This is a genomic window from Devosia epidermidihirudinis, from assembly GCF_000971295.1.
GTDB classification, from domain to species: Bacteria; Pseudomonadota; Alphaproteobacteria; order Rhizobiales; family Devosiaceae; genus Devosia; species Devosia epidermidihirudinis.
This window is the reverse complement of sequence record NZ_LANJ01000016.1, coordinates 326,020-350,237: the sequence shown is the minus strand read 5'-3', so window position 1 is coordinate 350,237 and position 24,218 is coordinate 326,020. Positions and strand designations below refer to the sequence as shown.

General features: G+C 62.0%; 20 protein-coding genes. 6 read left to right on the top strand and 14 right to left on the bottom strand.

Annotation, left to right across the window (positions count from 1 at the left end; genetic code table 11):
• Positions 1-17 precede the first annotated feature (17 nt).
• The 5 genes from WH87_RS10035 to WH87_RS10015 form a co-directional block, all read right to left on the bottom strand.
• A complete protein-coding gene (locus WH87_RS10035) occupies positions 18-1,058 on the bottom strand; it encodes a type I restriction enzyme HsdR N-terminal domain-containing protein (protein ID WP_046139268.1) in 1,041 nt (346 codons plus the stop codon).
• Positions 1,059-1,258: 200 nt separating this feature from the next.
• Positions 1,259-1,690, bottom strand: a complete 432-nt coding sequence (tsaE, locus tag WH87_RS10030) for a tRNA (adenosine(37)-N6)-threonylcarbamoyltransferase complex ATPase subunit type 1 TsaE (protein ID WP_046139269.1) — start codon at positions 1,688-1,690, stop codon at positions 1,259-1,261.
• A 238-nt stretch (positions 1,691-1,928) separates the two neighbouring features.
• Complete coding sequence (locus tag WH87_RS10025) at positions 1,929-4,391, bottom strand: sensor histidine kinase (protein WP_197410771.1); 2,463 nt, start codon at positions 4,389-4,391, stop codon at positions 1,929-1,931.
• A gap of 534 nt (positions 4,392-4,925) precedes the next feature.
• A complete protein-coding gene (gene ahcY, locus WH87_RS10020) occupies positions 4,926-6,329 on the bottom strand; it encodes an adenosylhomocysteinase (RefSeq protein WP_046139271.1) in 1,404 nt (467 codons plus the stop codon).
• Between the two features lie 100 nt (positions 6,330-6,429).
• Positions 6,430-6,936: a DUF2937 family protein gene (locus WH87_RS10015; protein WP_046139790.1), complete on the bottom strand. Its 507-nt coding sequence runs from the start codon at positions 6,934-6,936 to the stop codon at positions 6,430-6,432.
• A 145-nt stretch (positions 6,937-7,081) separates the two neighbouring features.
• Between WH87_RS10015 and WH87_RS19795 the strand changes: the two genes are divergently transcribed.
• Positions 7,082-7,816 carry a hypothetical protein gene (locus tag WH87_RS19795; protein WP_046139272.1) on the top strand — a complete coding sequence of 245 codons (735 nt, stop codon included), beginning with the start codon at positions 7,082-7,084 and terminating at the stop codon, positions 7,814-7,816.
• 9 nt (positions 7,817-7,825) lie between these two features.
• Here WH87_RS19795 and WH87_RS10005 read toward each other — a convergent pair whose 3' ends face one another.
• From WH87_RS10005 to WH87_RS09980, 6 genes are all read right to left on the bottom strand, one after another.
• Entirely contained in the window at positions 7,826-8,362 is a 537-nt protein-coding gene (locus WH87_RS10005) for a GrpB family protein (protein WP_046139273.1), read from the bottom strand.
• On the bottom strand, positions 8,359-8,670 hold the full coding sequence (locus tag WH87_RS10000; RefSeq protein ID WP_245622365.1) for an HPr family phosphocarrier protein: 312 nt from the start codon (positions 8,668-8,670) through the stop codon (positions 8,359-8,361). The genes WH87_RS10005 and WH87_RS10000 overlap by 4 nt, the downstream gene beginning before the upstream one ends.
• Positions 8,667-9,068 (bottom strand): PTS sugar transporter subunit IIA, encoded by a 402-nt coding sequence (locus WH87_RS09995; protein WP_046139275.1) that lies wholly within the window; start codon positions 9,066-9,068, stop codon positions 8,667-8,669. The genes WH87_RS10000 and WH87_RS09995 overlap by 4 nt, the downstream gene beginning before the upstream one ends.
• A 178-nt stretch (positions 9,069-9,246) precedes the next feature.
• Entirely contained in the window at positions 9,247-9,723 is a 477-nt protein-coding gene (locus tag WH87_RS09990) for an HPr kinase/phosphorylase (protein ID WP_052726452.1), read from the bottom strand.
• 3 nt (positions 9,724-9,726) lie between these two features.
• A complete protein-coding gene (locus WH87_RS09985) occupies positions 9,727-11,529 on the bottom strand; it encodes a stimulus-sensing domain-containing protein (RefSeq protein ID WP_407060038.1) in 1,803 nt (600 codons plus the stop codon).
• A 15-nt stretch (positions 11,530-11,544) separates the two neighbouring features.
• Positions 11,545-12,261, bottom strand: coding sequence for a response regulator transcription factor (locus WH87_RS09980; protein ID WP_046139276.1), 717 nt, complete (start codon positions 12,259-12,261; stop codon positions 11,545-11,547).
• 247 nt (positions 12,262-12,508) lie between these two features.
• Between WH87_RS09980 and pckA the strand changes: the two genes are divergently transcribed.
• Complete coding sequence (gene pckA / locus WH87_RS09975; protein ID WP_052726453.1) at positions 12,509-14,101, top strand: phosphoenolpyruvate carboxykinase (ATP); 1,593 nt, start codon at positions 12,509-12,511, stop codon at positions 14,099-14,101.
• Between the two features lie 681 nt (positions 14,102-14,782).
• Here pckA and WH87_RS19005 read toward each other — a convergent pair.
• Both WH87_RS19005 and WH87_RS09965 read right to left on the bottom strand, forming a co-directional pair.
• Entirely contained in the window at positions 14,783-15,724 is a 942-nt protein-coding gene (locus tag WH87_RS19005) for a cell wall hydrolase (RefSeq protein ID WP_082092609.1), read from the bottom strand.
• A gap of 336 nt (positions 15,725-16,060) precedes the next feature.
• Positions 16,061-16,744 carry an HAD family hydrolase gene (locus tag WH87_RS09965; RefSeq protein ID WP_046139277.1) on the bottom strand — a complete coding sequence of 228 codons (684 nt, stop codon included), beginning with the start codon at positions 16,742-16,744 and terminating at the stop codon, positions 16,061-16,063.
• A 98-nt stretch (positions 16,745-16,842) separates the two neighbouring features.
• Between WH87_RS09965 and WH87_RS09960 the strand changes: the two genes are divergently transcribed.
• Positions 16,843-18,252 carry a protein adenylyltransferase SelO gene (locus tag WH87_RS09960; protein WP_156458183.1) on the top strand — a complete coding sequence of 470 codons (1,410 nt, stop codon included), beginning with the start codon at positions 16,843-16,845 and terminating at the stop codon, positions 18,250-18,252.
• 10 nt (positions 18,253-18,262) lie between these two features.
• Entirely contained in the window at positions 18,263-18,817 is a 555-nt protein-coding gene (locus WH87_RS09955; protein ID WP_046139279.1) for a gamma carbonic anhydrase family protein, read from the top strand.
• A gap of 290 nt (positions 18,818-19,107) precedes the next feature.
• Here WH87_RS09955 and WH87_RS09950 read toward each other — a convergent pair whose 3' ends face one another.
• Positions 19,108-20,520 (bottom strand): helix-turn-helix domain-containing protein, encoded by a 1,413-nt coding sequence (locus WH87_RS09950; protein WP_046139280.1) that lies wholly within the window; start codon positions 20,518-20,520, stop codon positions 19,108-19,110.
• A gap of 119 nt (positions 20,521-20,639) precedes the next feature.
• On the opposite strand from WH87_RS09950, the gene WH87_RS09945 reads away from it, so the two are divergent.
• Together WH87_RS09945 and WH87_RS09940 are read left to right on the top strand one after the other, a co-directional pair.
• Positions 20,640-22,172: an acyl-CoA carboxylase subunit beta gene (locus WH87_RS09945; RefSeq protein ID WP_046139281.1), complete on the top strand. Its 1,533-nt coding sequence runs from the start codon at positions 20,640-20,642 to the stop codon at positions 22,170-22,172.
• Between the two features lie 11 nt (positions 22,173-22,183).
• Positions 22,184-24,163, top strand: coding sequence for an acetyl-CoA carboxylase biotin carboxylase subunit (locus WH87_RS09940; protein WP_046139282.1), 1,980 nt, complete (start codon positions 22,184-22,186; stop codon positions 24,161-24,163).
• The last annotated feature ends 55 nt before the right edge of the window (positions 24,164-24,218 follow it).

The following is a 24,218-nucleotide window of genomic DNA, read 5'->3' as shown; positions in this document are numbered from 1 at the left end:
TGGGGGTAGAGCGGCAACTAAGCCAGATAACTGGAGACCGCCTCCTTCAGTGCCCCGCTGAGGCCAAAGATATCCTCGACGGCGGCAATATTGTGCCGCGTGCCTTCCTTGTCAGCGCCGAACACGGTCACAAATTTCGACTTGCCGTTGAAGTGCAGCCGTATGATCGGCTTACGATTGTTGTCGTCAAACAGCACCGAGCAATAAGACTGGGCATCCCGCATGACGATACGCGAGACAGGTGCGAGCTCCGCAGCGATAGCCCGGACGATCAGGAAGCCCTGAATTTCGTCAGGCGTCGTCTCGATCTTTTTGTCTTCGACAACAGGGATTTCTTCGTCCGCGCCACCGTCAAAGGCGACGTCAATCTTATGCTTGGCGCGCTGGCGGAACAGATCATCAAACGCCCTGCGAACGATGGGTTTCATCCCCTCGACGACTGCTCCGGTGAGCTTGCCCTCATAGAAATTACGTGCAACTAGACGCACAAACTCCTCGTCGGGATTGGCCCACTGTGCCTCGATAAAGCTCATCGCACCGCGCAGGTATTTCAGCGAAGACGCCGCCGCCTGAATGTTCTCAATACTGAAATTGTTCTTGTGGAACTTCTCAAGCTCCTTGAGGTCATTGTCGTCATAGGACAACAGATCGAATTTGAAGAACGGCGTGGCGTCCATCTTGTTGGGCGCTTCCAGATCGGTAAAGAACCAGATGTGCAGCCCGTTTGTCAGAATGCCGATATTGGCGTCGCAGGTATGAAAGTAGCGGAATAGCTGGCTGAATTGCGCATCGCGCAAGTTGGTTGAGACCGACTTTGCTTCCACGAGATATTCGATGCGGCTGCCGATCTTGACCGCATAGTCGATCTTCTCGCCCTTTTTCAGGCCTACATCGGCGACATATTCGGGAATGACCTGCGTCGGATCAAATACATCGAACCCAAGCACACGAAGAAATGGCATAATAATCGCATTCTTCGTCGCCTCCTCGGTCTGTGCAACTGCCTGCGCACTAATAGCCCGCTTCGCCAGATCGGCGACATCTTCCTTGAATGACATGTAGCCCCCCACAATACTTAAAGCCTATGGGGCCTCCGGGCGCTTGTAAATCGATATCGTTTGGCCCGAGAATTGCCCCACCCCACCGGGTCATTCCGGCGCAGGCCGGAATCCATGTCCGTGGCGGACCGCGTCACCCACATCAAGGATAGCCTTCAGCATGGATCCCGGCCTGCGCCGGGATGACATCGCGGGTGAAACTACCGCCGCGTTACACTCACGCTCCGCCCCTCCCCGCCTGCGGGGATAGCCAGGTCCACCACGACGGTTGCCGCGTCGACCAATTCCGGTGCGCGTTCGGACCATTCCACCAGCACGATGGCGGCCGGGTTGTCCAGCAGGCCGAGTTCGTCGATTTCGCGGGGGTCGCCGAGGCGGTAGAGGTCGGCGTGGAGGATGGGGGCTTTGGTGCTGTCATAGGGCTGCACCAGCGCGAAGGTGGGCGAGGGGACGTCCATGGTCGCGTCATTGCCCAGCGTGCGGATGATGGCACGGGCCAGTGCGGTTTTGCCGGCGCCGAGATCGCCATTGAGGATCACCAAATCGCCGGGGACGAGGCTATCGGCCAGCTCGGCGCCCAGCGCTGATGTGGCGGCGTCATCGGGGAGGAAGCGGGAGATGGTCGAGGGCATGCGGCCTGCCTCAGCTGTGTCGGCGTGTGGTGGGCTAGCACTACCCTTTCAGGCGGCCCACTCTCAAGCCCTCCCGAACGTTCGGCTCCATCGTCCCCTCGCCCCTTTGGGGAGAGGGACAGGGTGAGGGGCGGATGTCCCAGTAGTCACTGCAGCATCGCCCCCTCACCCGCCGCTGCGCGTCGGCCTCTCCCCACAGGGGCGAGGCGATGTGAGGCATCTTGCCCGGGCTGACAGCCTATTCGGCGACGCCGGCCATGGCGCTGTCGCGGGGGAGGTTGACAATGATGCGGCTGCCGCGGGGTTCGCGGCGTTCGGCATTGATGGTGCCGCCATGCAGATTGACGAAGGTCTTGACGATGGCAAGGCCCAGCCCAGCCCCGCGCTGACGGCCCGGTGCGGGCTGATCGATGCGGGTGAGGATGGCGTTTTTCATCTCGTCGGTCAGGCCCGGGCCTTCATCCTCGATGATGAACAGCATGCGCTCGGCGCGGCAGCTGATCGAGAGACGGATTTCTCCGCCCGGTGGCGAGAAGCGCGCCGCGTTCGACAGCAGGTTGTACAACACCTGCACAATGCGCGTGCCATCGGCGATGAACGGCGGCAGATGATCGTCGATATCGACCACCAGGTTGATCGGCTTTTCACCCGAGATCTCGGGGAAGGTCGCCGAAAGACCGGCCCGTGCCTTTTCCACCAGCGTCGAGACATTGAGCAGTTCAGGCCGCAGCTCGGCAATGCCGGCGTCGACCGAGGCCAGGTCCAAAATATTGTCGATCAGCACGCCCAGCGTCACCGAGGAGGCGCGGATATAGTCGATATAGGCGCGCTGGCGCTCGTTCAGCGTGCCGCCTTCGGTGCCGGCCAACAGGTCGGCAAAGCCAATGATGTTGGTCAGCGGGCTGCGCAGCTCATAGGAGACGTTTTCGACGAACGCGTCCTTGAGCAGATCGGCGGCGACGAGAGCGTCATTGCGCTCCTTGAGCACGCGCGAATAGCTGGCGCCTTCGGTCACGTCGAGGAAGGTCATCATGGTCTGCCCGTCGGGCAGGCGGGTGATGGCGAAATCGAGCAGACGGCCGTCCGAGCGGGTGATGCGGCCTGTCTGGTCCGACCGAGTCGGATTGAGATCAATGATGCCGCGCTTGAGGTCGCGCCAGATGCTGGCGCCGTCCTCGGGAATGGCGCGGCCAGAGGCCTCGGCAATCTGGTCGATATGGGGGTTTTGCCCCAGCTCGGTCATCGACACTTTCCACAGCGCCGACAGGCGCGGATTGGACAGGGTCAACCGGCCATTGGTGCCAAACACCGCCACGGCCTCGGAAAGCGCGTTGATGGTCTCGCGCTGCACGTTGGAAAACGTCTTGTTGGTGCTTTCGAGCTTGAGGCGCTCGGTAATGTCCTCAAACACATAGACCACGCCGCCATCGGCGCCCGCAGGCGCCGAGATCACCTTGATCGAGCGGCCATCGGGCAGGTGCCAGGCTTCGTTTTCGTGGGGCGTAGTGCGCTCATAGGACTTGAGATGTTCCTTGCGCCACTCGTGGTAGTCGACGGCGGCAGGCAGCATGCCCTCGGTACGCAGCTTGTCGAGAATGGCGCGCTCATCGAGCCCCAGCACCAGGAATTTCGGCGTCAGGTTCCACAGCTCGGCATAGGCCTGGTTGAACTGGATCAGCTCGCGCTTGGCGTTGAAAATGGCAATCGGGGTGGCCAGCGCATCGACAATGCCGCTGATATGGCTGACGCCGCCATCGCTTGGCTTGGCGGCAGCATCGGTGAGCGGGCGCAGATAACCCGCGCGGCCACCGGCCACGGCGAACTCCACCAGCTCAAACTTGCCCTGCCCCGGCCAGTCCAGCGACAGTTTGGTCGGCATGGTGCTGTCGTCACAGGCATCGAGATGGGCCCGCAACTGGTCGGCGGGCAGCAGTTCGGGCGGCGCAGCTTCGGTGCCGCCTTTGTTCAGGGCCTTGGCCAGCGCCAGATAGGGCGCGTTGGCATAAATCAGGCGATCAGCACCGTCGCGAGCAAAGGCCGGTGCGCCGAGCGAGTCCAGCACGGCCCGCACGCTGTCCATATCGCCGCTGGCGGCCGCCGCCACCACTTGGGGCTCGGCGGTGGGCTCAAGAAAGGCCGGGCGCAGGCGCATGGCGGCGCCACCACCCAACACCCAGCCATTGGCCCGCACCAGGCGCCCATCGAGCGTGTTGAGGCTTTCGGCAAAGGCGTGGCCGTGGACGCGTAAATCTTCGAGCAGCCGTGACAGGCGCTCGGCATCATTGGCGGAGAGCCAGCTCTGGAAATTGAGGACGCTGGCGGGCTGGCGGCCAATGGGCAGCACAGCGGCAGCCTGGCCGAGCAGTTTGGGCGCGCTGCCGGTGTTCTCGGTCCAGAGGACCGTCACTTCACGGGTGCCCGACAGCAGGCCTTCATATTCATCAACGAGGGCGCGCAGGCCCGCAATCTGTTCAGCGGCGCGGCGGCGCGTGGCCTTGCCTTCGCTCTTAACGGTGCGCACCATGACCAGCGCGATCAGCGCAAAGCACCCGGCACCAACGGCGATCGCCAGCGGCGCAGCTCCGGCGAGGCTGGAGACAGCTCCGCTCTGGGCCAGCGCTGGCGAAGCCGTGATCAGGGTTAGGGGTGCTGCGGCCAGTACCGCGAATCCCCTATGCTTCCGGAAGTGATCCGGCGCCATGCGCTGCCTCTTGGTCTTGTTGTCGTTGCCAGCCCGACCCTGATGGATCGGTACACGTGCACTCAAAACAGAGCGGCGAACGCGGAGCCCCCAAAGACACCTGCCGTCTCCCGATTGGCCGCTCAAACCCAGCTGCCGAATCACCCTGACCATAGCGGCACGGTGAATCAGCTAAAAGAGTCTTAATGGGTGCTCAATTAACCCTAAGGCCAGATATCGCCCCTTGACCCGAGAACGAAGCAGCAACGACCAAAGTGCCTCGCCTATCCAGAAATCTGCCCATCTATCGTCATCACCCGGCTTGTCCGGGTGATCCCGGAGTCGGCATGCGCTGTAATTTGGATTGCCCGGACAAGCCGGGCAATGGCGAGGGTGGGTTTCGACATAAAGGAAGCACCCGCGCACATCAAACGCGGTGTGACAGCGTCGAGCCCCCCTGTCCCCTGAACAGGTGTGGGGCGGCGGAGACGAGGGCATCCCCAAACAAAAATGCCCGCGACCAAGGCCGCGGGCACAAAACTCAATGCAAGTCGCTTAGTAGCGGTATTCGCCGGACTTGAACGGGCCGTTCTGGGGCACGCCGATATAGTCCGCCTGGGTCTTGCTCAGCTTGGTCAGCTTGGCGCCCAGCTTGGCCAGGTGCAGTTCGGCGACCTTCTCGTCGAGGTGCTTTGGCAGCACGTGCACCTTCTTTTCCAGCTTTGCCCCATTGGTCCAGAGTTCGATCTGGGCCAGCGTCTGGTTGGCGAACGAGGCCGACATGACGAAGGATGGATGGCCGGTGGCATTGCCGAGGTTCACGAGACGACCTTCGGACAACAGGATCAGGCGCTTGCCGTTTGGCTGCTCGATCAGATCAACCTGTGGCTTGACGTTGGTCCACTTGAAGTTGCGCAGGCCGAGCACGTCGATTTCGTTGTCGAAGTGGCCGATATTGCAGACGATCGCCATGTCCTTGAGATTGCGCATATCGTCAATCATCAGCACGTCGCGGTTGCCGGTGGCGGTCACAACGATATCGGCGCGTGGTGCGGCTTCTTCGAGGGTCACGACCTCAAAGCCTTCCATGGCGGCCTGCAGCGCGCAGATCGGATCGACTTCGGTGACCAGTACGCGGGCGCCAGCGCCACGCAGCGACTCGGCCGAGCCCTTGCCCACATCGCCATAGCCACACACGATGGCGACCTTGCCGGCCAGCATCACATCGGTGCCGCGACGGATCGCGTCGACGAGGGATTCACGGGTGCCGTACTTGTTGTCGAACTTGGACTTGGTAACCGAGTCATTGACGTTGATGGCGGGGAACGGCAGCTCGCCCTTGGCGTGCAGCTGATAGAGGCGCATCACGCCCGTGGTGGTTTCTTCGGACACGCCACGGATCGCGTCGCGGATGGCGGTGAAGAATCCGGGGCTCTGGGCCAGGCGCTTCTTGATGGTGGCAAAGAAGATTTCTTCTTCTTCGTTGCTGGGCTTGTCGAGGACGGAGATGTCCTTTTCAGCCTTGGCGCCGTTCAGGATATACATGGTGGCGTCGCCGCCATCATCGAGGATCATGTTGGGGGTGAGGCCATTGCCCCAGTCCATCATGCGGTCGGTAAAGGCCCAGTATTCTTCGAGCGTTTCGCCCTTGTGCGCGAACACAGGAATACCGGCAGCCGCGATGGCGGCAGCGGCGTGGTCCTGGGTCGAGAAGATGTTGCACGACACCCAACGCACTTCGGCGCCGAGCGCGACCAGCGTCTCGATGAGAACGGCGGTCTGGATGGTCATGTGGAGCGAACCGGCAATGCGTGCGCCCTTAAGGGGCTGGGCCGCCGCATACTCCTCGCGGATGGCCATCAGGCCCGGCATTTCGATCTCGGCGATCTGGATTTCCTTGCGGCCAAAATCGGCAAGGGAAATGTCCTTGACCGCATAGTCGGTCGATTGGGTGGTCATGGCGGGCTCCGCTGACGTGAAACTGAAAGGATCTTGGCTCCTGCTATACGCAAGAGCAGCCGGGCGATCAACCGGGATATAAAGAAAGGTTTATATCTCGCTACCGATAGGCAGGGTAACGCTTGCGCCGGAACGGCAGCGCCAGGAAGCGCCAGATGGCCGAGAACACCAGAAACCCGACAATGAACCCGCCCCCGGCATACAGAATGCCTTCCATGGTGACGGGTACGGCGGGCTTGTAGTTCTCGAGCGTGCGCTGGCCAATGTCGGTATCGAGATAGGCAGGCAGCTCCTGGAAGCGTTCGATAGGAGACGCGCCCTCGATGCGCAGCAGCGTGGCCTGTAGATAATCGTAACGCTGGAAGGTCGCCGCCATCGACACGCCGCGCCCCGCCAGAAACTCGTCATTGGACACTTGATAGCGCTGCAAGGCGCTGGTGCGATCCAGCCCACCGGCCAGCGCCGCGCGGTCGAAGTCGTCGATGATGACGCGTAGTTCATCCACGGCGCCGCCAAGACGCTGGGTATATTGCTGGGCATATTCGGGAAACTGGCTCAGCGTCACCGCCAGACCAAGCCCGCCAATTCCTGCAATCAACCGCCGCATGCGCCACTCCGAGTTCTGACCGGGCAGTCGCTCATCGCCCATCTCCACGGCCACAATTTGGCATCTCCGCCAAATCACCACTATCTGCTACCCTGTGCCGGTAAGGTGACTAAAGTCTTGCCCCGCCAGACGATCAGGAGATTTCGTGCGCAATCTTGATTTCAGTTCCTGGGAGGGCATTGTCACCACCGTGCTCGGCCTGGCCTTGTTTACTCTGATCGGCGTCGGCATTCGCATCGTCATGATGCTGACCATTCAACAGCGCCAGCAGCGCATGAACCGTCAGATCAACGAGCGCCTCAAAACCCTGATCGCTGCCTACAAGGTGCTGGGCGGCTCGTTCACCGGGCGGCTGAGCGTTGATCCCTCTCACCTGCGCGATATTACCCGTCGACAGGCCGAGCTGGCGCTTGAGGCGCATGAAGAGGACGAAACCGAAGGCGGTGAAGTGGCTGAAGCCACAGGGCACGAGCCACCCGCTTCCGCCCTCGAACGCGCCCGCCGCATCCGCGACGCGGTGGAAGCTGCGCTTTCCGATATCGTCCTGCTCGGCACCGAAGAACACGTCCGCCTCGCCGCGCAGGCCGCCAATGACCTGGCGGCAGGCAAGCCGATCCGCACTGCAGAGCTGGTGATTTCTCTCCGCAATTACGTGCGCAAGGCCCTCGACCTCGACCCTATCCCCGCCGACGCCAACATCCCGCTCCAGGGCCCAACCCGCCCCCAAAGCGCCGCCGGCGGCGGTCGCGGCAAAGGCTCCAATGAAGCCGGAGGCTCAGGCGGCGGTGGTGGCGGAGGAATGGGCGGCGGCATGGGTGGCGGCGGAATGGGCATGGGCCTCGGCCTGGGCGGCAGACGCGACGACGACACGACGCGCTAGACGCCCACACTAGCGGTCCCAGGCGACCTTGCGGGCCGGGCCGCCCAATGACAGCACCAGTGCGTCGATGAATTCAGTCTTGTGTCTGGAATAGGCTTCGCGATCATCGCGAAACCGTTGGGCCAGCTCTTGCTTGAGCGCCAGATAGGCGTCGCGTACCTCGGGATGGGCCCGCAGGTGATCACGAAACATCAGGTGCCGCCGCACTTCGTCTGCATCATCATGGATGTGCAGGTGATGGGTCCGCCGCGGCGCGGGCGGTAATCCCTTGGCAAGATAGTACTTGGTCTTGTCCGGGTTGGCTGCCCAATAACGGTAGCCCAGTGCCTCGAGCGCCGGAATGGCAGCAGCTGCGGCCGTCAGATCCTCAACCAGCACGATGATGTCGATGATGGGCTTTGCCGCAAGGCCCGGAATGGCGGTCGATCCCATATGCTCGATCAGCCGGGGCGACGTCGGAAAGCACGGCAGGATCAGGTCACGTTCACTCTCGAACTGCAAAGGCCAGCGCGGATCGGCGCTGTGCAGATCGATGGTTTCACTCACCCAGCGATCCCGTCGCTGTCCTCGTCAAAGCCGTTATTGACCAGCTCGACAATGGCTTCGAGCGCCTCACGGGCTTGTTTGCCGCTGGCTTGCACCAGAATGGTCGAGCCGGGACCGGCACCGAGCATCATCAGGCCCATGATCGAATTGCCCGCGACCGAGGTGCCGTCCTTGACCACGTTGATATTGGCGTCAAAGCACTCGGCGGTGCGCACGAAGCGGGCCGAGGCGCGGGCGTGCAGGCCCTTGCGGTTGACGATGGTCAGTTGCTGGGCAACCGCCCTGTCGCCTGCCGCACTCTCCATCATTTGGCACCAAGGATGGAATTGGCGACGGTGATGTATTTGCGGCCAGCTTCCTGCGCCAGATTGACCGCTTCCTTGATGTCCATGTCGTTGCGCACGCGCCCGAGCTTGACCAGCATGGGCAGGTTGACCCCGGCGATCACTTCGACGTCGCGGTTCTGCATCACTGAGATCGCCAGATTGGATGGGGTACCACCGAACATGTCGGTCAGGATGATGACCCCGGCGCCCTGATCGGCACGGTCGACCGCGTCGAGAATGTCGTTGCGGCGGTTTTCCATGTTGTCATCGGGGCCGATGGCGATGGTTTCGCAGTATTCCTGCGGGCCGACGACATGTTCGAGCGCCGACTTGAACTCATTGGCGAGCGCACCGTGCGTCACCAGAACCAAACCAATCATGCACATTCCCCAGCCTGCCGACACATGCTCGCCGAATGGCAAAGACACATCCCAGCATTCCTTGCCCTCAGCGAGCGCCTGCCAAATAGCAGAACGGCGCGCTGTGCGGAACCCGGCCTATAACGCCAAGCAAACCTTAGTCTTGCCCCGGATGGGACTTCATTCAAGTGGTATTTTGTCACGGATACGTGGCTAAAGGCCCAAGTGCGGCTATTGCTTCTACAACCAAAAGGGTTTGGTGGCCCAGACCAAGCACACGTGAGTCTGGGACAGGCGCGCGCGCCAGAACCACACCCAGAAGCTCGGTGACAAAGCCGTCCTCCTCCACCATCCGTACCAGCTCGGGCACCAGGTCGATGACCAGATGCACTGCGACCCCGCTGCGATGGGGCCGCTCGACAATGCCGCGCCCCCGCAGCTCGATCAGCCCGGCAATTGCCTCGGGCGCATGCATCAGCAGCTGCCCATCGGCCGCCGTCAGATCGACCCGGTCATCGGAAACCAGAAACGCCGATTGCCCGCGCCCGTCCCAGCGGTCAAGCAGGGCCAGTGCCAGGATAGATTTGCCGCTCCCCGAGGGGCCACGCAGCAACACGCCGGTTGAGCCGAGCAAGAGGCCGGTGGCGTGCACATTGGTTGGCGCGCTGATAGCCACAGCCTATTTCCGCGCCCGGGGCAGCACGACGGTGAACACCGCGCCGGAGCGATCATCGCGGTTATGCGCGCGGATCGTGCCCTTATGGGCGTCCACGATCTGCTTGGAAATCGACAGGCCCAGGCCCGAGTGATCGCCAAAGCTCTCGGTGTCGGGCCGGTCGGTATAGAAGCGCTGGAAGATCTTGCCGAAATCGCCGGTAATGCCGCGCCCTTCATCGGTTACGGTGATGGTAATGCCATCATTGTCGGCCGACAGCGCCACGCGCACCACGCCGCCTTCAGGCGAAAACGAGACGGCATTGTCAATGAGATTGGCCAGCACCTGCGCCAGGCGGCTTTCGTGGCCATTGACGATGGCCGTGCCCTTGCCGGTGCGCTTTTCCATCTCGACAGTGACGCCGCGTCCCAGCGCCATATCCTTCTGGATCGACACCATGGCCTCGGTCAGCTTTTCCACGTCGACCCGCTCGGCGCTTTCGCGCGCCAGCTCGGCATCGAGGCGGCTGGCGCTCGAGATATCGGTGATCAGTCGATCAAGGCGTTTAACGTCATGCTGGATGATGTCGTTGAGCCGTTCCTTGTCCTCGGGGCGCTTGGCCAGCGGCAGGGTTTCCACGGCGCTGCGCAGCGAAGTCAGCGGGTTTTTCAACTCATGGGACACGTCGGCGGCAAAGCGCTCGATAGCCTCGATGCGGTTATAGAGCGCGTCGGTCATGCGCCGCAGCGCGCCAGAAAGGTGTCCGATTTCGTCCGGGCGGTCGGTGAAATCGGGAATTTCGGCGCGCGCGTCACCCGCCGTCTGGACACGTTCTGCCGCTTCCGACAGCCGGCGCATCGGCCCGGCAATTGTGCCTGCCAACAGCAGTGATAGTGCGATCTGTACGGCTGCCGCGATCAGCGCGATGCGCAGAATGCTCCAACGCTCCTGCGCCACGACGCTGTCGATATCGCCCGGCGCGGTGGACAACAGGATCGCCCCCACCACGGCGCGCACGCGCTGCACCGGCACGGCAACCGACACGACCAGCTGGTTATGCGCATCGACGCGCACGAAATCGGCGGGCGCTCCGGCCAGCGCCGAGGCCACTTCGGGATAGCGAGTGCCTTCGTCGACGCCATATTCCTGATAGTGCGGGAAGTTCTCGCCGGGCACCCAGCTCAGCACCGCATTCCACCAGTCCCACAGGAAAAAATCCGGACTGGTCTTGGTCTGGATGATCTGGCGCATCACCTCGCCACGGGCATAGATGTTGTCGCTATCCAAAATCATCAGCCCGCCCTGATCATAAATGCGGGCGCGAGTGCGGGTCGGGGTGATCAGGTTGCGCAGCAGCGGCGCCACCCGTTCGGGATTGATGGGAAACTCAAGCGTCGGATCGAAATAGGACAGCGAGGAGACCGTGCCGTCGCCTTGCAATTGCAGCAGGCGGTCGGGATTGATCGAGATGACATCGCTGTCGACCGTGGCCGATGCGGCAATGGCCGCTGCGATGATTTCGCCCTGCACGCGCAGCGATTGCACGCGCGCATCGATCAGGCCGGCGCGCCACTGGTTGAGGTACAAAATCCCCACCACCAGCACCAGCAGGCCCGCCAGATTGAGCACGATGATGCGCCGCGTCAGGCTCGAAAAGATCGTGAAATCGAGAAAGCGATTGATGCCGCTGGCCACTTTGGCAAAGGGCGTCACCAACAGGCGCCAGCGCGACTTGCGGGCGCTGCGCGCAGACTTGGACCGACGCGGTTTAGCCGGGCGCGGCTCGGGAGCCGCGTCTGGCGTGTGGTTCACATCGGGGTCGAGAATAGCCACTGGAAGTGCCTACTGCTCCTTGAAGCGATAGCCGACGCCATACAGCGTCTCGATCATTTCGAAATCGTCATCGGTCGCCTTGAACTTCTTGCGCAGCCGCTTGATGTGGCTGTCGATGGTGCGATCATCGACATAGACCTGATCGTCATATGCCGCATCCATCAGCGCATTGCGCGACTTGACCACGCCGGGGCGCAGCGCCAGCGCCTGCAGGATCAGAAATTCCGTCACCGTCAGCGTCACGCGCTGACCCTTCCAGGTGCAGGTGTGGCGCTCTTCGTCCATCACCAGCGAGCCGCGCTCGATCAGCGCCTTGCCGGTGCTGACTTCGCCGGGCGTACCGGCAGGCGCGGATGGATCGCGCGGCGCGGACCGGCGCAGGATCGCCTTGACGCGCTCGACCAGCAGGCGTTGGCTGAACGGCTTGGTGATGAAATCATCGGCGCCCATCTTGAGGCCAAACAGCTCATCGATCTCTTCGTCCTTGGACGTGAGGAAGATCACCGGCACATCGGATTTCTGGCGCAGGCGGCGCAGCAATTCCATGCCGTCCATGCGGGGCATCTTGATATCGAGAATGGCCAGGTCGGGCTTGTCAGTGGTCAGCCCCTCAAGACCGGATGCACCGTCGGTATAGGTTGCGACCTGATAGCCTTCCGCCTCCAGTGTCAGCGACACTGAGGTCAAAATATTACGGTCGTCATCCACCAGGGCGATCTTGGGCATTGGCAGCCTTTCTTTATCTGACGCTACGGTGTTGCCCTATTGGGCAGCAGGGCGACGTTCAGGTGACAATTACGCGTTAAATAAGGCGCGGCCAAGGGCGTCATAGCCCTCCACTACACTTCGAACAGCGATGCAACTTCCGTCTTACGACCGATTTCGGGATGGTTGTACGAGGAATTGCGGCCCTACCTTACCCCCGTTGATCGCGACACAAAAACATTTGTCGCGCCATACCGGAGTTAAGAAAATGAGCGCGTTCGACCACCAGGCCCTCAGAACCGACATAGCGGCGCGAGCCGGGTCCTTGTCTGCAAACGACATTGCACCAGCCCTGGTTGCATTTGCGCTGCAGGGCGATGAAGTCGAGCTGACTGCCGATGGTGCTGTCAGCGTCCGCACGGGCGCGTTCACCGGCCGCTCGCCCAAGGACAAGTTCATCGTGCGCGACGGGCTGACCGAAAACACGGTGTGGTGGGATAATTCGGGCGCCATCAGCCCCGAGAAATTCGACGTGCTGCTCGCCGATGCCGTCGCCTCGTTCGCCGGCAGCGCCGTGTTCCGTCAGGACCTGTTGGCCGGGGCCGATCCACGCCATCAGTATGGCGTGACGGTCATGACCCCGAGCGCCTGGCACGCCCTGTTCATCCGTAATCTGTTGATCCGCCCCGGCGAGATGGTGGAGACCGGCGCCAACACTACGCCCGTCACCATCGTGCACGCGCCGCGCTTCAAGGCCGACCCGGCCCGCCACGGCAGCCGCACCGAAACGGTGATCGCGCTCGACATGAGCCGCAATATCGTTGTCATCGCCGGCACCTCATACGCTGGCGAGATCAAGAAGAGCGTCTTCAGCCTGTTCAACTTCCACGCACCGCGCAATGGCGTGCTGCCGATGCACTGCTCGGCCAATATTGGCGCCAATGGCGACAGTGCACTGTTCTTTGGCCTGTCGGGCACCGGCAAGACCACGCTCAGCAATGATCCGGCCCGTCCACTGATCGGCGACGACGAACATGGCTGGAGCGACGACGGGGTCTTCAACCTCGAAGGCGGCTGCTACGCCAAAACCATCAAGCTCAGCCCCGAGGCAGAGCCCGAAATCCATGCCGCCACCAAACGCTTTGGCACTGTGCTCGAAAATGTCGTGCTCGATGCTAACAGTGCGCCAGCGTTTGATGACGTTTCGCTCACCGAAAATACCCGTGCGGCCTACCCCATCCACGTGCTTCCGGCCATTGCCAAGGGCAGTGTCGGCGGGGTGCCGCGCACCGTGGTGTTCCTCACCGCCGACGCCTTTGGCGTGCTGCCGCCCATCGCCCGCCTCAGCCCCGAACAGGCGGTCTACCACTTCCTGTCCGGCTATACCGCCAAGGTCGCGGGAACCGAACGCGGCGTCACCGAGCCCCAGGCCACGTTCTCAGCCTGCTTTGGTGCGCCCTTCATGCCGCTGCACCCCACGGTCTACGGCGCCATGCTTGCCGAAAAACTCAAGGCCAGCGGTGCTGGCGCCTGGCTGATCAATACCGGCTGGACCGGTGGTGGCTATGGCGTCGGCAAGCGCATCGATATCGCCTCGACCCGGCGCCTGCTCAGCGCGGCACTCGATGGTGAACTCGACAACGTCCCCATGCGCCGCGATGAGCTGTTCGGCTTTGAAGTGCCCGAGCTGGTCCCCGGCGTTGAAACGCGCCTCCTCACCCCGCGCCAGACCTGGGCCGATGCCGACGCCTATGATCGCCAGGCGATCCACCTGGCTGGCCTGTTCCGGGCCAATTTCGAAAAGTTCGGCGACGGCGCCAACGCTGCCCCGGGCCCGATCCTGGCGCAAGCCGCAGAATAAGAGCTTCCTCCCAAGGGACATCAGGGGCGCCCCAGCGCCCCTTTTGTTTTTGCAAGGGTGCTATTTCCGCCCCCTATGCCCCTTCACAGATCACCTATTGGGGCACCATCAAACCACATCCCCGGACGGTCCCTCCCCCTTTTCAGGGGGAGGTTAGGTGGGGGTAACCTTGCTTCTACGCCGCACCCAGCCTCATGCCGGGATGAATTTGGATGCACCAGTGCAAGCCCCCAACCACCTCACCCCTCACCCTAGCCCTCTCCCCTGAAGGGGCGAGGGGACGATGGAGCTGAGCGCTTGGGGCTTGAGTGCTTGGGGTACAAGGCAGATCGTAGCGCATACAGTTCTGCGACGAGCACCGGACCCCACTCACCTCGCCCCTCAGGGGAGAGGTCGGCGCGCAGCGCCGGGTGAGGGGTGCACCGCCGTAGTCGGCTCGTTCGCCTCGGCAAAATCGGGCCGAGCCTTATTCTCATCCACCGGGTCACCCCGGCCTTGAGCCGGGCCCATCCCGAGATCACGCCCCGCAAGGTGGATCGAACAGACATGGGATCCGAGGCACCACCTCAAGATGGATCCCGGCTCAAGGCCGGGATGACACCGAGGACTGGGGTACAAAGTTATGCAGCCACCGATCCCTCAGCAGCTCATCACCCCAACAGTGTCTGAGAAACCCTCGCCTTAGTTTGGCGAGTAGAAGATGTGCGAGCCGATCTGGGCGACGGCATTGTAGGTGTTGGCCCAGGACGGGTTCACCGCCGTCGTGTGGTAGTAAAGGGCCGAGCCGGGGACGGCGCCAACGGCTTCGCCACGGGCGAATTCGCCGTAAACGCGTTGGGCGAGGTCGGCCGAGCGGTCGAGTGCGCGGCGTTCACGCGGGGCTTCGTTGCGGCCATCGCAGGCGAAGGTGAACTGGCAGCGATAGAGGCCCTTGTCGGCGTTCTGGTAGATCACGCCGCAGAGCGTGGATGGGAACTTGCCGGAGCGGGCGCGGTTGACGATGACATTGGCGACCGCCAGCTGACCGGCTTCGCTCTCGCCACGGGCTTCGTGATAGATCGCCGTGGTCAGGCATTTGCGCTCGGCTTCGGCAACGGCAAGGCGCTTGGACAGCGGCTGGTAGCCATTGTCGATATAGGCGGCGAGCGCCGTGGCATTGAGGCCGGCTTCAACCTTGGCCGATGCCGCTGGTGTGGTGAAGCTGGCAATGGCCGAGACGGCGCTATTGCCACCACCGAACGAGCCGCGAGCGATATAGCCCAGCAGCATTTCGGGGTTGAGTTCTGGCTGGGGCAGCGCCGCCATCACGTCAAAGGCGCGCAGCTGTTCCTGGCGGACAACATAGTTGGCCAGCAGTTCGGCGGTCAGCGCCTGCTCGCCGGGAGCAAGCGGCACCATGGTCGGGCCGATGGCAGGCTGGGCCCGGACGGCAACCAGATCGACCGGTACTGAGAGAGGGGTAACGTCAGCGACGCGAAGGGTTTCGGCGTGGGCTGGAATCAAGGTGATGAACAGCACGAGCGCTACCGCGCCCAAGGCAAGTGCATGCGAAATCGTGCGCGCAATGTGTGCTTGCCAGTTTTGCTGCAATGCCCCGTCCTTACCCCTGAGCCCGTCAGCCATATCTGGCGAGCCTTCGTCCGGATCCGCTTGCGCAGATCCTTGGTCACTTCCGGGCGGCACCCTAGCCAAGCTTGGCACCGCTGGGAAGTCGAAATTTACGGCTGGTTAACCATAGCCGTTAGCTTCTTAAGTTACGGTTAATCGAGCTGAGAACAGATGAAAACCCAATAAATTGAATGGTTTGGTAGTTGGTGAAGACGGTGTTTCGACGATTCTTAAAAGTTTAAGCGTTAATTGCGGGGCGCTCTCAAATGGTCAGCACAACCAGTGACATGACAATAAAGGCCCCGGACGTGTCCGGAGCCTGTGCGTAAAGTCGGCAATCTGTGGGAAAGTTCAGCCCTTGGGAAAGGCCAGCAGGCGCACGTGGTTCAGACTCTCGATCACCGAGACGCCAAGACCGTGAATTTCATCGCTTGGATGCACCAGATCTGGGACCATGATGGTCTGCATGCCAGCGGCATGAGCGGCCCGCACACCGGTATTGCTGTCTTCAAGCGCCAGACAGGTTAGCGGATCGACGCCCAACCGGCGCGCGGCCGTCAGATAAGGTTCGGGGTGCGGCTTGGGATTGACCACGTCATCGCGGGTCACCACCGTGCGGAACATGTCGAGCAGACCGGCCTTGCCCAGGTGATGGTGAGCATGTTCGTGCCGCGAGGAAGTCGCCACCGCCATGGGGATGTCGCGTTCGCGCAGCTCGTTCAGGAACTCATGCGCACCGGCCTTGACCGGAACGCCATCCATGCTCCGCTCGCCCATGACAAAGCGGCACCGCTCGTCAAACAGGGAATAGGGGAAGGTGACGCCATAGGCTTCGACCAGCAGTTGATTGGTGCGCTCGTGGCTGCCGCCGACCATGGATCGATGCACCGCATCGGTCATCTCAAAGCCCAGCTCGGCGCAGACTTCAAACACAATGGTCCGGAACACGGATTCGGTATCAAGGATGGTGCCGTCCATATCGAAAATGACGGCCTGAAAAGGCGCGAGGCGCAGGATGTCGCTTTGGGGTTTCATCTTGAGTGCATATAGGGCGATTTGTCCGCTTCTGCTAGATGTCCCGGCGAAAGGCAGGGTTGCGCTCGGCTGCGCCCAGCAGCATAGAATCGGGGGCAATGACCCAGTTCAAACCCGCCCGCAGCCATGAGACGCTGGGTGACGCCTTCTTTGATCGCGTTACCCCCGCCGATTTTCCCCAGACCATCCTGCGCCACCGCGACCAGCGCTGGGCCAAACGCATGGGGCTCGATGATTTGAGCGATGCGCAGTGGGTCGAGCATTTCGCTCGCTTCGCCCCCCTGCCCGGGTCTATCCCCACCCCACTGGCGCTGCGCTATCATGGCCATCAGTTCCGCACCTATAATGCCGACCTGGGCGATGGACGGGGCTTCCTGTTCGCGCAGGGGCATGACCTTGTCGATGATCGCCTGCTCGATTTCGGCACCAAGGGTAGTGGGCGCACGCCATGGTCGCGCGGCGGCGATGGGCGGCTGACGCTCAAGGGCGGGGTGCGCGAAATTCTCGCCACCGAAATGCTCGAGGCGCAGGGCGTCTATGCCTCCAAGAGCTTTTCGCTGGTTGAAACCGGGGAAGCGCTGCAGCGGGGCGACGAGCCTTCGCCGACACGCGGCTCGGTTTTGGTGCGGCTCAGCCACAGCCATATCCGCATCGGCACCTTCCAGCGGCTGGCTTATCTCGAGGATACGGAATCCCTCGCATTATTGCTCGATTATGCTAACCGCACCTACTACCCCGATGTCTCATATGAGACAGACAAAGCGGCCGCTTTTCTCGGCGCGGTCGTCGCCAATGTAGCCAAGCTTGGCGCGCAATGGATCGCCGCCGGGTTCGTCCATGGCGTGCTCAATACCGACAATATCAACATCACCGGCGAGAGCTTCGACTACGGCCCCTGGCGCTTTATCCCCGCCTATGACCCGGACTTCACCGCCGCCTATTTTGACGAAACCGGACTCTATGCCTTTGGCCGCCAACCCGACACTTTGGCGTGGAACCTGACGCGCCTCGCCGAAAGCCTTTTACCCCTCTCCAGCATCGAGGCGCTGGAGCCGGCCCTCAACACGGTCTGGCCGATCTTCCGCGAAGAACTGCCCCGGCAGATCCTGCGCCGTCTTGGCCTCAAGCCCCGCGATGTGGAGAGCGACGGCGCCTTTGTTACCGAGCTGTTCGGGTTCCTCTCGGCCAGCAAGGCGCCCTATGAGCAGTTCTTCTTTGACTGGCGCGGCGGCAGCCTCAGCGCCGAGCGTGCCGCGGGCAGCCCCTCGGCTGCGCTCTATGCCAGCGAGCTTTTCCGTTCTGTCGCCAATGGTTTGGAGCACTATGGCCCGGCCGATGAGGTCAATCTGGGCCATCCCTATTTTGCGCGCCGAAGCCCGCGCACCATGCTGATCGATGAGGTCGAGGCCATCTGGGCACCCATAGCCGAGGCAGATGACTGGAGCCTGTTCCACGCTACGCTGGCCGAGATCGCCGAGATGCGACAGGCCTATGGCATTGAACCGTGAGGAGACCACAATGAGCATTTTTGCCCTCGATGGCATTGCCCCCCAGATTGATCCCAATGTCGGCTGGATTGCCCCCACGGCGGTTCTCGTCGGCGATATTCATGTTGGCCCCGAGGTCGGCATCTGGTTCGGCGTCGTCGCCCGCGGCGATATCGAAGCTATCACGATTGGCGCGCGCACCAATGTGCAAGAGAACTGCGTTCTCCACACCGACACCAATTATCCCCTCGTTATCGGCGCCAATGTTACAATCGGCCACGGCGCGATCGTGCATGGCTGCACCATTGGCGACAACACACTGATCGGCATGGGCGCGACCGTGCTCAATGGTGCCAGGATCGGGAAAAACTGCCTGATCGGCGCCAATGCCCTGATCACCGAGAATAAAGTGATCCCCGACAATTCCATGGTCCTCGGCGCCCCAGGAAAAGTCGTCCGCGAGATCGATGCCGAGGGCGTCCTCGCCCTCACCGCCTCCGCCGACCGCTACGTCCGCAACGCCAAACGCTTCGCCAACGGCATGGTCGAAGTGCCTGCAAGTCTTGGGGATTTCGAGCCGGCCTGATCGCTGCTCCATCAGTCGACACCCTCCCCCTTGCGGGGAGGGAAGCGAGATAGGACTTAGCTTGCTAAGTCCGTGATCGAGCAGGGTGGGGGCATCGCTCCGCCAACTCAAAGTGGGGCACCACCCCCACCCTTGATCCCTCCCCACAAGGGGGAGGGATATGACTGCTAAGCCCCAGCAAACCCCAGCCACATCATCTGAGCTCTCAGCTCCATCGTCCCCTCGGCCCTTCAGGGGAGAGGGCCAGGGTGAGGGGTGAAGGCCCCTCAGCTCCAGCCGAAGACCAAAAATCACCCGATCTCATAGGGCACAATGCTCCGCCGATCCGTCGGCACGCTGATGCTCGCCGCCAGGGGCGGCACCGAGCGTTGCGGACAGGCCCGGCGCTCACAGATGCGGCAGGAAATCCCAATCGGATCAAAGCTCGCACGGGCTAAATCCATATCCTCGCCATAGACCAGGCGGCCAGCATGGCTCACCTCGCAGCCCAGCGCATAGGCATAGCGCCGCGTCGTGCCGTGGTAGCCCCCGCTGCGCTTTTCTGATGACCACGCAAGGCACAGATACCGATTGCCATCCGGTGTCTCCGCCAGCTGCCGGATGATCTCCCCGCGCGCCTCAAAGGCCCGATGCACATTCCACAGCGGGCAGGCCCCCCCGAAGCGGGCAAATTGCAGCGCAGTTGCAGAATGTCGCTTGGTAATTGTCCCCGCCGCGTCAACGCGTGCGAAAAAGAAGGGGACGCCGCGTTCGCGTGGGCGCTGCATAGTGGAGAGGCGATGGGAGACCTGTTCAAGGCTGGCGCCAAAGAGATGCCCCAGCTCTTCAATGTCATAGCGATGAGCCTCGGCGGCGCGCAGAAACGCCCCATAAGGCATCTGCAGCGCGCCGGCGAAGTAATTAGTCAGCCCCATGCGGGCAATCGAACGTGCTTCGACGGTCTTGAAATTGGCGCTGTCCAGCAATGTCGCCAACAGCGTCGTCTGTTCCATCCCCGCCAGATGCCCGGCAATCTGGAAAAACTGCGTCGCCGGTTCCAGCCGCGCATTGATCGCCAGCGTGCGCGTGGCGCGATCATAGTCCTTGATCAGATCGGGCCGTGTTGGCGCGGTCAGCACGACCTTGAGATCATGGGCTTCGGCGCAATAGGCCATCAGCCGCTGCAGCCGGTCAGAGCCGAATTCGCCCAGCTCTGTTGCCAGCGCCTCGGCGGCGCGATCGAGCGGGTCGACATAATTATCCGCGTAATGGAAGAAGTCGCGCACTTCCTCATAGGCGGTTTGCATACCCGATTGCGGGTCGCGCATCAGCACAGCATCGACGCTGGCCAGCTTTTCATTGGTTTTGCGATAGGTTTCGTAGAGCTGCAGCATGGCGCGCGCCATATCGGGCGCATTGGCGGCGACGGTCTTGAGCTCCTGCAGGTTGGGCACGCCTTCGCCAAACACCGGATCGGCCAAGGCTTCGCGCAAATCAGCCAGCAGGCGGTCACTCGCGTCGGTCATCAGGCTCGACAGATCAAGATTGAAGCCATCGGCCAGCGCCAGCATCACCGAGGCGGTCAGCGGGCGCTGGTTGGATTCGAGCTGATTGACATAGGACGCCGAGATGTCCAGCCGGGCGGCAAGCTCGCCTTGGGTCAGTTTATGTTGGGTGCGCAGCGCCCGCAGCCGCGCTCCAGCAAACACTTTCCGACCCGCCATCTTCACACTTCCACAAAATTACAAAACTGAACTTGTGCGATTGTAACAGCATCGCCCTTTGCCGTCTTGGGGCAAGATTGGGAACGCTGTAGTCTCCACCAAAGCATGGGAGACCGCTGATGCAAAAAATCATCGCCGAACTGGAAGACAAACGCGCGCTGGCGCGGCTCGGCGGTGGACAGCGACGGATCGATACCCAGCACGCCAAGGGCAAGCTGACAGCCCGCGAGCGGCTCGACGTGTTGCTCGATCCCGGTTCTTTTGAAGAGTACGATATGTTCGTCACCCATCGGGCGACCGATTTCGGCATGGCCGAAACGATTATTCCCGGCGATGGCGTGGTCACCGGCTGGGGCACGATTGAAGGCCGCATGGTCTATGTGTTCAGCCAGGACTTTACAGTCTTTGGCGGCTCGCTCAGCGAAACCCATGCCAAAAAGATCTGCAAGATCATGGACCTGGCGCTACAAAACGGCGCGCCGGTGATCGGTCTCAATGACAGCGGCGGCGCGCGCATTCAGGAAGGCGTGGCGTCGCTCGGCGGCTATGCCGATGTGTTCTGGCGCAATGTGCAGGCCTCGGGCGCTGTGCCACAGATATCGGTGATCATGGGCCCCTGCGCCGGTGGCGCCGTCTATTCCCCGGCGATGACGGACTTCATCTACATGGTCAAGGACACGAGCTACATGTTCGTGACCGGCCCTGACGTGGTCAAGACCGTCACCAATGAAACCGTGACCCAGGAAGAGCTGGGCGGCGCCTCCACCCACACCAAGATTTCCTCGGTGGCCGATGCGGCCTTCGAGAATGACATCGAGACCCTGCTCGAAGTGCGGCGCCTGTTCGGCTTCCTGCCGCTGAAGGCAGGCGAAAAGCCGCCTCATCGCCCGACCCATGAGCCGGCAGCGCGCGACGATATCAGCCTCGACACCATTATCCCCGACAGCGCCAATAAGCCCTATGATATGCGCGAGGTGATCGAAAAGGTCGCCGACGAAGGCGATTTTCTCGAGCTGCAGAAGGACCACGCCGGCAATATTCTGGTCGGCTTTATCCGCCTCGATGGCCACCCCGTCGGCGTCATTGCCAATCAGCCGCTGGTGCTGGCCGGGTGCCTCGATATCAACGCCAGTAAGAAAGCCGCGCGCTTCATCCGCTTTTGCGACAGCTTTGAAATCCCCATCCTGACCTTTGTCGACGTCCCCGGCTTCCTGCCCGGCGTGGCGCAGGAATATGGCGGCATCATCAAGCATGGCGCCAAGCTGCTGTTCGCCTATGCCGAGGCCACCGTGCCGCTGGTCACTGTCATCACCCGCAAGGCCTATGGCGGCGCCTATGACGTGATGGCGTCCAAGCACATCAAGGCCGACGTCAACTATGCCTGGCCATCAGCGGAAATCGCCGTGATGGGCGCCAAGGGCGCGACGGAAATCCTTTATCGCTCCGAGCTGGGCGACAAGGACAAGATCGCCCAGCGCACCGCCGATTACGAAGCGCGCTTCGCCAATCCATTCGTTGCCGCCGAGCGCGGCTTTATCGACGACGTCATCATGCCCCACGGCACCAGACGCCGCGTCATCCGCGCCTTCTCGACGCTGCGCCACAAGACGCACAGCATGCCCAAGAAGAAGCACGACAATATTCCACTGTGAGGAGAGACAGCATGATCACCAAACTCCTCATCGCCAATCGCGGCGAGATTGCTTGCCGGGTTATTAAGACAGCCAAGAAGATGGGCATTGCGACGGTCGCGGTTTATTCCGATGCCGACCGGGAAGCCCTCCATGTCCGCATGGCCGACGAGGCCGTCCATATCGGCGCGTCGCCGGCCAAGGACTCTTATCTCCAGATCGACAAGATCATCGCTGCATGCCGCCAAACCGGCGCGCAGGCGGTACATCCGGGCTATGGCTTCCTGTCGGAAAACCTGAAATTTGCCCAGGCTCTCGAAGACGCCGGACTGATTTTTGTCGGCCCGCCCGTTGGCGCCATCGAGGCGATGGGCGACAAGATCACCTCCAAGAAGCTTGCGGCGGCGGCCGGCGTATCGACCGTGCCGGGCCATATGGGGCTGATCGACGACGCCGAGCACGCCGTTACCATTTCCAAGTCCATCGGCTATCCGGTGATGATCAAGGCCTCGGCGGGTGGCGGCGGCAAGGGCATGCGCATTGCCTGGAACGACGCGGAGACGCGCGAGGGCTTTGAGCGCTCCAAGTCGGAAGCGGCGTCCTCCTTTGGCGATGATCGCATCTTCATCGAAAAGTTCGTCACCGAGCCACGCCATATCGAGATCCAGCTGATCGGCGATAGCCATGGCAATGTGCTCTATCTCAATGAGCGCGAATGCTCGATCCAACGCCGCAATCAGAAGGTCATCGAAGAGGCCCCCTCGCCGTTCCTCGATGAAGCCACGCGCAAGGCCATGGGCGAGCAATCGGTCGCTCTGGCCAAGGCCGTTGGCTATACCAGCGCCGGGACGGTGGAGTTCATCGTCGACGGCAACCGCAATTTCTATTTCCTCGAAATGAATACGCGCCTTCAGGTCGAGCATCCGGTGACCGAGCTGATCACCGGGCTTGATCTGGTTGAGCTGATGATCCGCGCCGCCAATGGCGAAAAGCTGCCGCTGACACAGGATCAGGTGCAGTGCAATGGCTGGGCCATTGAAAGTCGGCTTTATGCCGAAGACCCCTATCGGAACTTCCTGCCCTCGACGGGTCGGCTGACGCGCTATCGCCCACCGGCGGAGAGCGCGTCGGACACGCTGGCCGTGCGCAACGATACCGGTGTGTTCGAAGGCGGCGAAATCTCCACCTTCTACGATCCAATGATCGCCAAGCTCTGCACCTGGGCCCCGACCCGCATCGAGGCCATCGATGCTATGGCCGTGGCTTTGGACAGTTTCGAAGTCGAAGGCGTCGGCAATAACCTGCCCTTCCTGTCGACCGTTATGGATCAGGAACGCTTCCGCACCGGCGCCCTCACCACCGGCTATATCGCCGAGGAATTCCCCGAGGGCTTCCATGGTGCAGCGCTCAGCGATGAGCACTTATTCGACGTGGTGGGCGCTGCCGCCATGATGATGGTGCGCCGCGAAAATCGCGCTGTCGCGGCGACCGGCGAGCGCGTGCTGCACGTGCAGATTGGCGACAAGGCGACGCCGGTCCGGGTGGAGGCCACGCCGGACGGTTTGGTCATCGGCGCCGACTGGCACAGCGAGGCCGCACAGCTACTCTGGCAGCCGGGCGAGCGTATCGCCATTATCGACTGGTCGGGCGGCCGACGCGCCGTGCTCAAGGTTCAGCCGACCACGTCCGGCTTCCGCATCCGCTATCGCGGGGCCGATCTCAAGGTGCAGGTGCTGACGCCTCATGTCGCCGCCTTGCTCAAGCATATGCCGATCAAGCTGCCACCTGACATGAGCAAATACCTGCTCTGCCCGATGCCCGGTCAGGTGGTCCGCATCGACGTCGCCGAAGGTGATATCGTCGAGGACGGCCAGACCCTGGCCATTGTCGAGGCGATGAAAATGGAAAACGTGCTCAAGGCCGAAAAACGCGCCCGCGTCAGCAAGGTGCACGTCGTGTCCGGCGCTGTGCTGACCGTGGATCAGGTGATCCTTGAGTTTGAGGCGGTATGATGCGCTTCCTGTTTATGACCAGATCCGCCTACCCTCACTCCCTCCCCACAAGGGG

Excerpts from the sequence above, each read along its gene's own strand:
- WH87_RS19005 (WP_082092609.1), bottom strand. The coding sequence starts at position 15,724 with ATGGCTGACGGGCTCAGGGGTAAGGACGGGGCATTGCAGCAAAACTGG.
- WH87_RS10025 (WP_197410771.1), bottom strand. The coding sequence starts at position 4,391 with ATGGCGCCGGATCACTTCCGGAAGCATAGGGGATTCGCGGTACTGGCC.
- WH87_RS09945 (WP_046139281.1), top strand. The coding sequence starts at position 20,640 with ATGCAAAAAATCATCGCCGAACTGGAAGACAAACGCGCGCTGGCGCGG.
- WH87_RS10000 (WP_245622365.1), bottom strand. The coding sequence starts at position 8,670 with ATGATGGAGAGTGCGGCAGGCGACAGGGCGGTTGCCCAGCAACTGACC.
- WH87_RS09995 (WP_046139275.1), bottom strand. The coding sequence starts at position 9,068 with ATGATTGGTTTGGTTCTGGTGACGCACGGTGCGCTCGCCAATGAGTTC.
- WH87_RS09980 (WP_046139276.1), bottom strand. The coding sequence starts at position 12,261 with ATGCCCAAGATCGCCCTGGTGGATGACGACCGTAATATTTTGACCTCA.
- ahcY (WP_046139271.1), bottom strand. The coding sequence starts at position 6,329 with ATGACCACCCAATCGACCGACTATGCGGTCAAGGACATTTCCCTTGCC.
- WH87_RS09965 (WP_046139277.1), bottom strand. The coding sequence starts at position 16,744 with ATGAAACCCCAAAGCGACATCCTGCGCCTCGCGCCTTTTCAGGCCGTC.
- pckA (WP_052726453.1), top strand. The coding sequence starts at position 12,509 with ATGAGCGCGTTCGACCACCAGGCCCTCAGAACCGACATAGCGGCGCGA.
- WH87_RS09960 (WP_156458183.1), top strand. The coding sequence starts at position 16,843 with ATGACCCAGTTCAAACCCGCCCGCAGCCATGAGACGCTGGGTGACGCC.
- WH87_RS09955 (WP_046139279.1), top strand. The coding sequence starts at position 18,263 with ATGAGCATTTTTGCCCTCGATGGCATTGCCCCCCAGATTGATCCCAAT.
- WH87_RS10015 (WP_046139790.1), bottom strand. The coding sequence starts at position 6,936 with ATGCGGCGGTTGATTGCAGGAATTGGCGGGCTTGGTCTGGCGGTGACG.
- WH87_RS09950 (WP_046139280.1), bottom strand. The coding sequence starts at position 20,520 with ATGGCGGGTCGGAAAGTGTTTGCTGGAGCGCGGCTGCGGGCGCTGCGC.
- WH87_RS10035 (WP_046139268.1), bottom strand. The coding sequence starts at position 1,058 with ATGTCATTCAAGGAAGATGTCGCCGATCTGGCGAAGCGGGCTATTAGT.
- WH87_RS09940 (WP_046139282.1), top strand. The coding sequence starts at position 22,184 with ATGATCACCAAACTCCTCATCGCCAATCGCGGCGAGATTGCTTGCCGG.
- tsaE (WP_046139269.1), bottom strand. The coding sequence starts at position 1,690 with ATGCCCTCGACCATCTCCCGCTTCCTCCCCGATGACGCCGCCACATCA.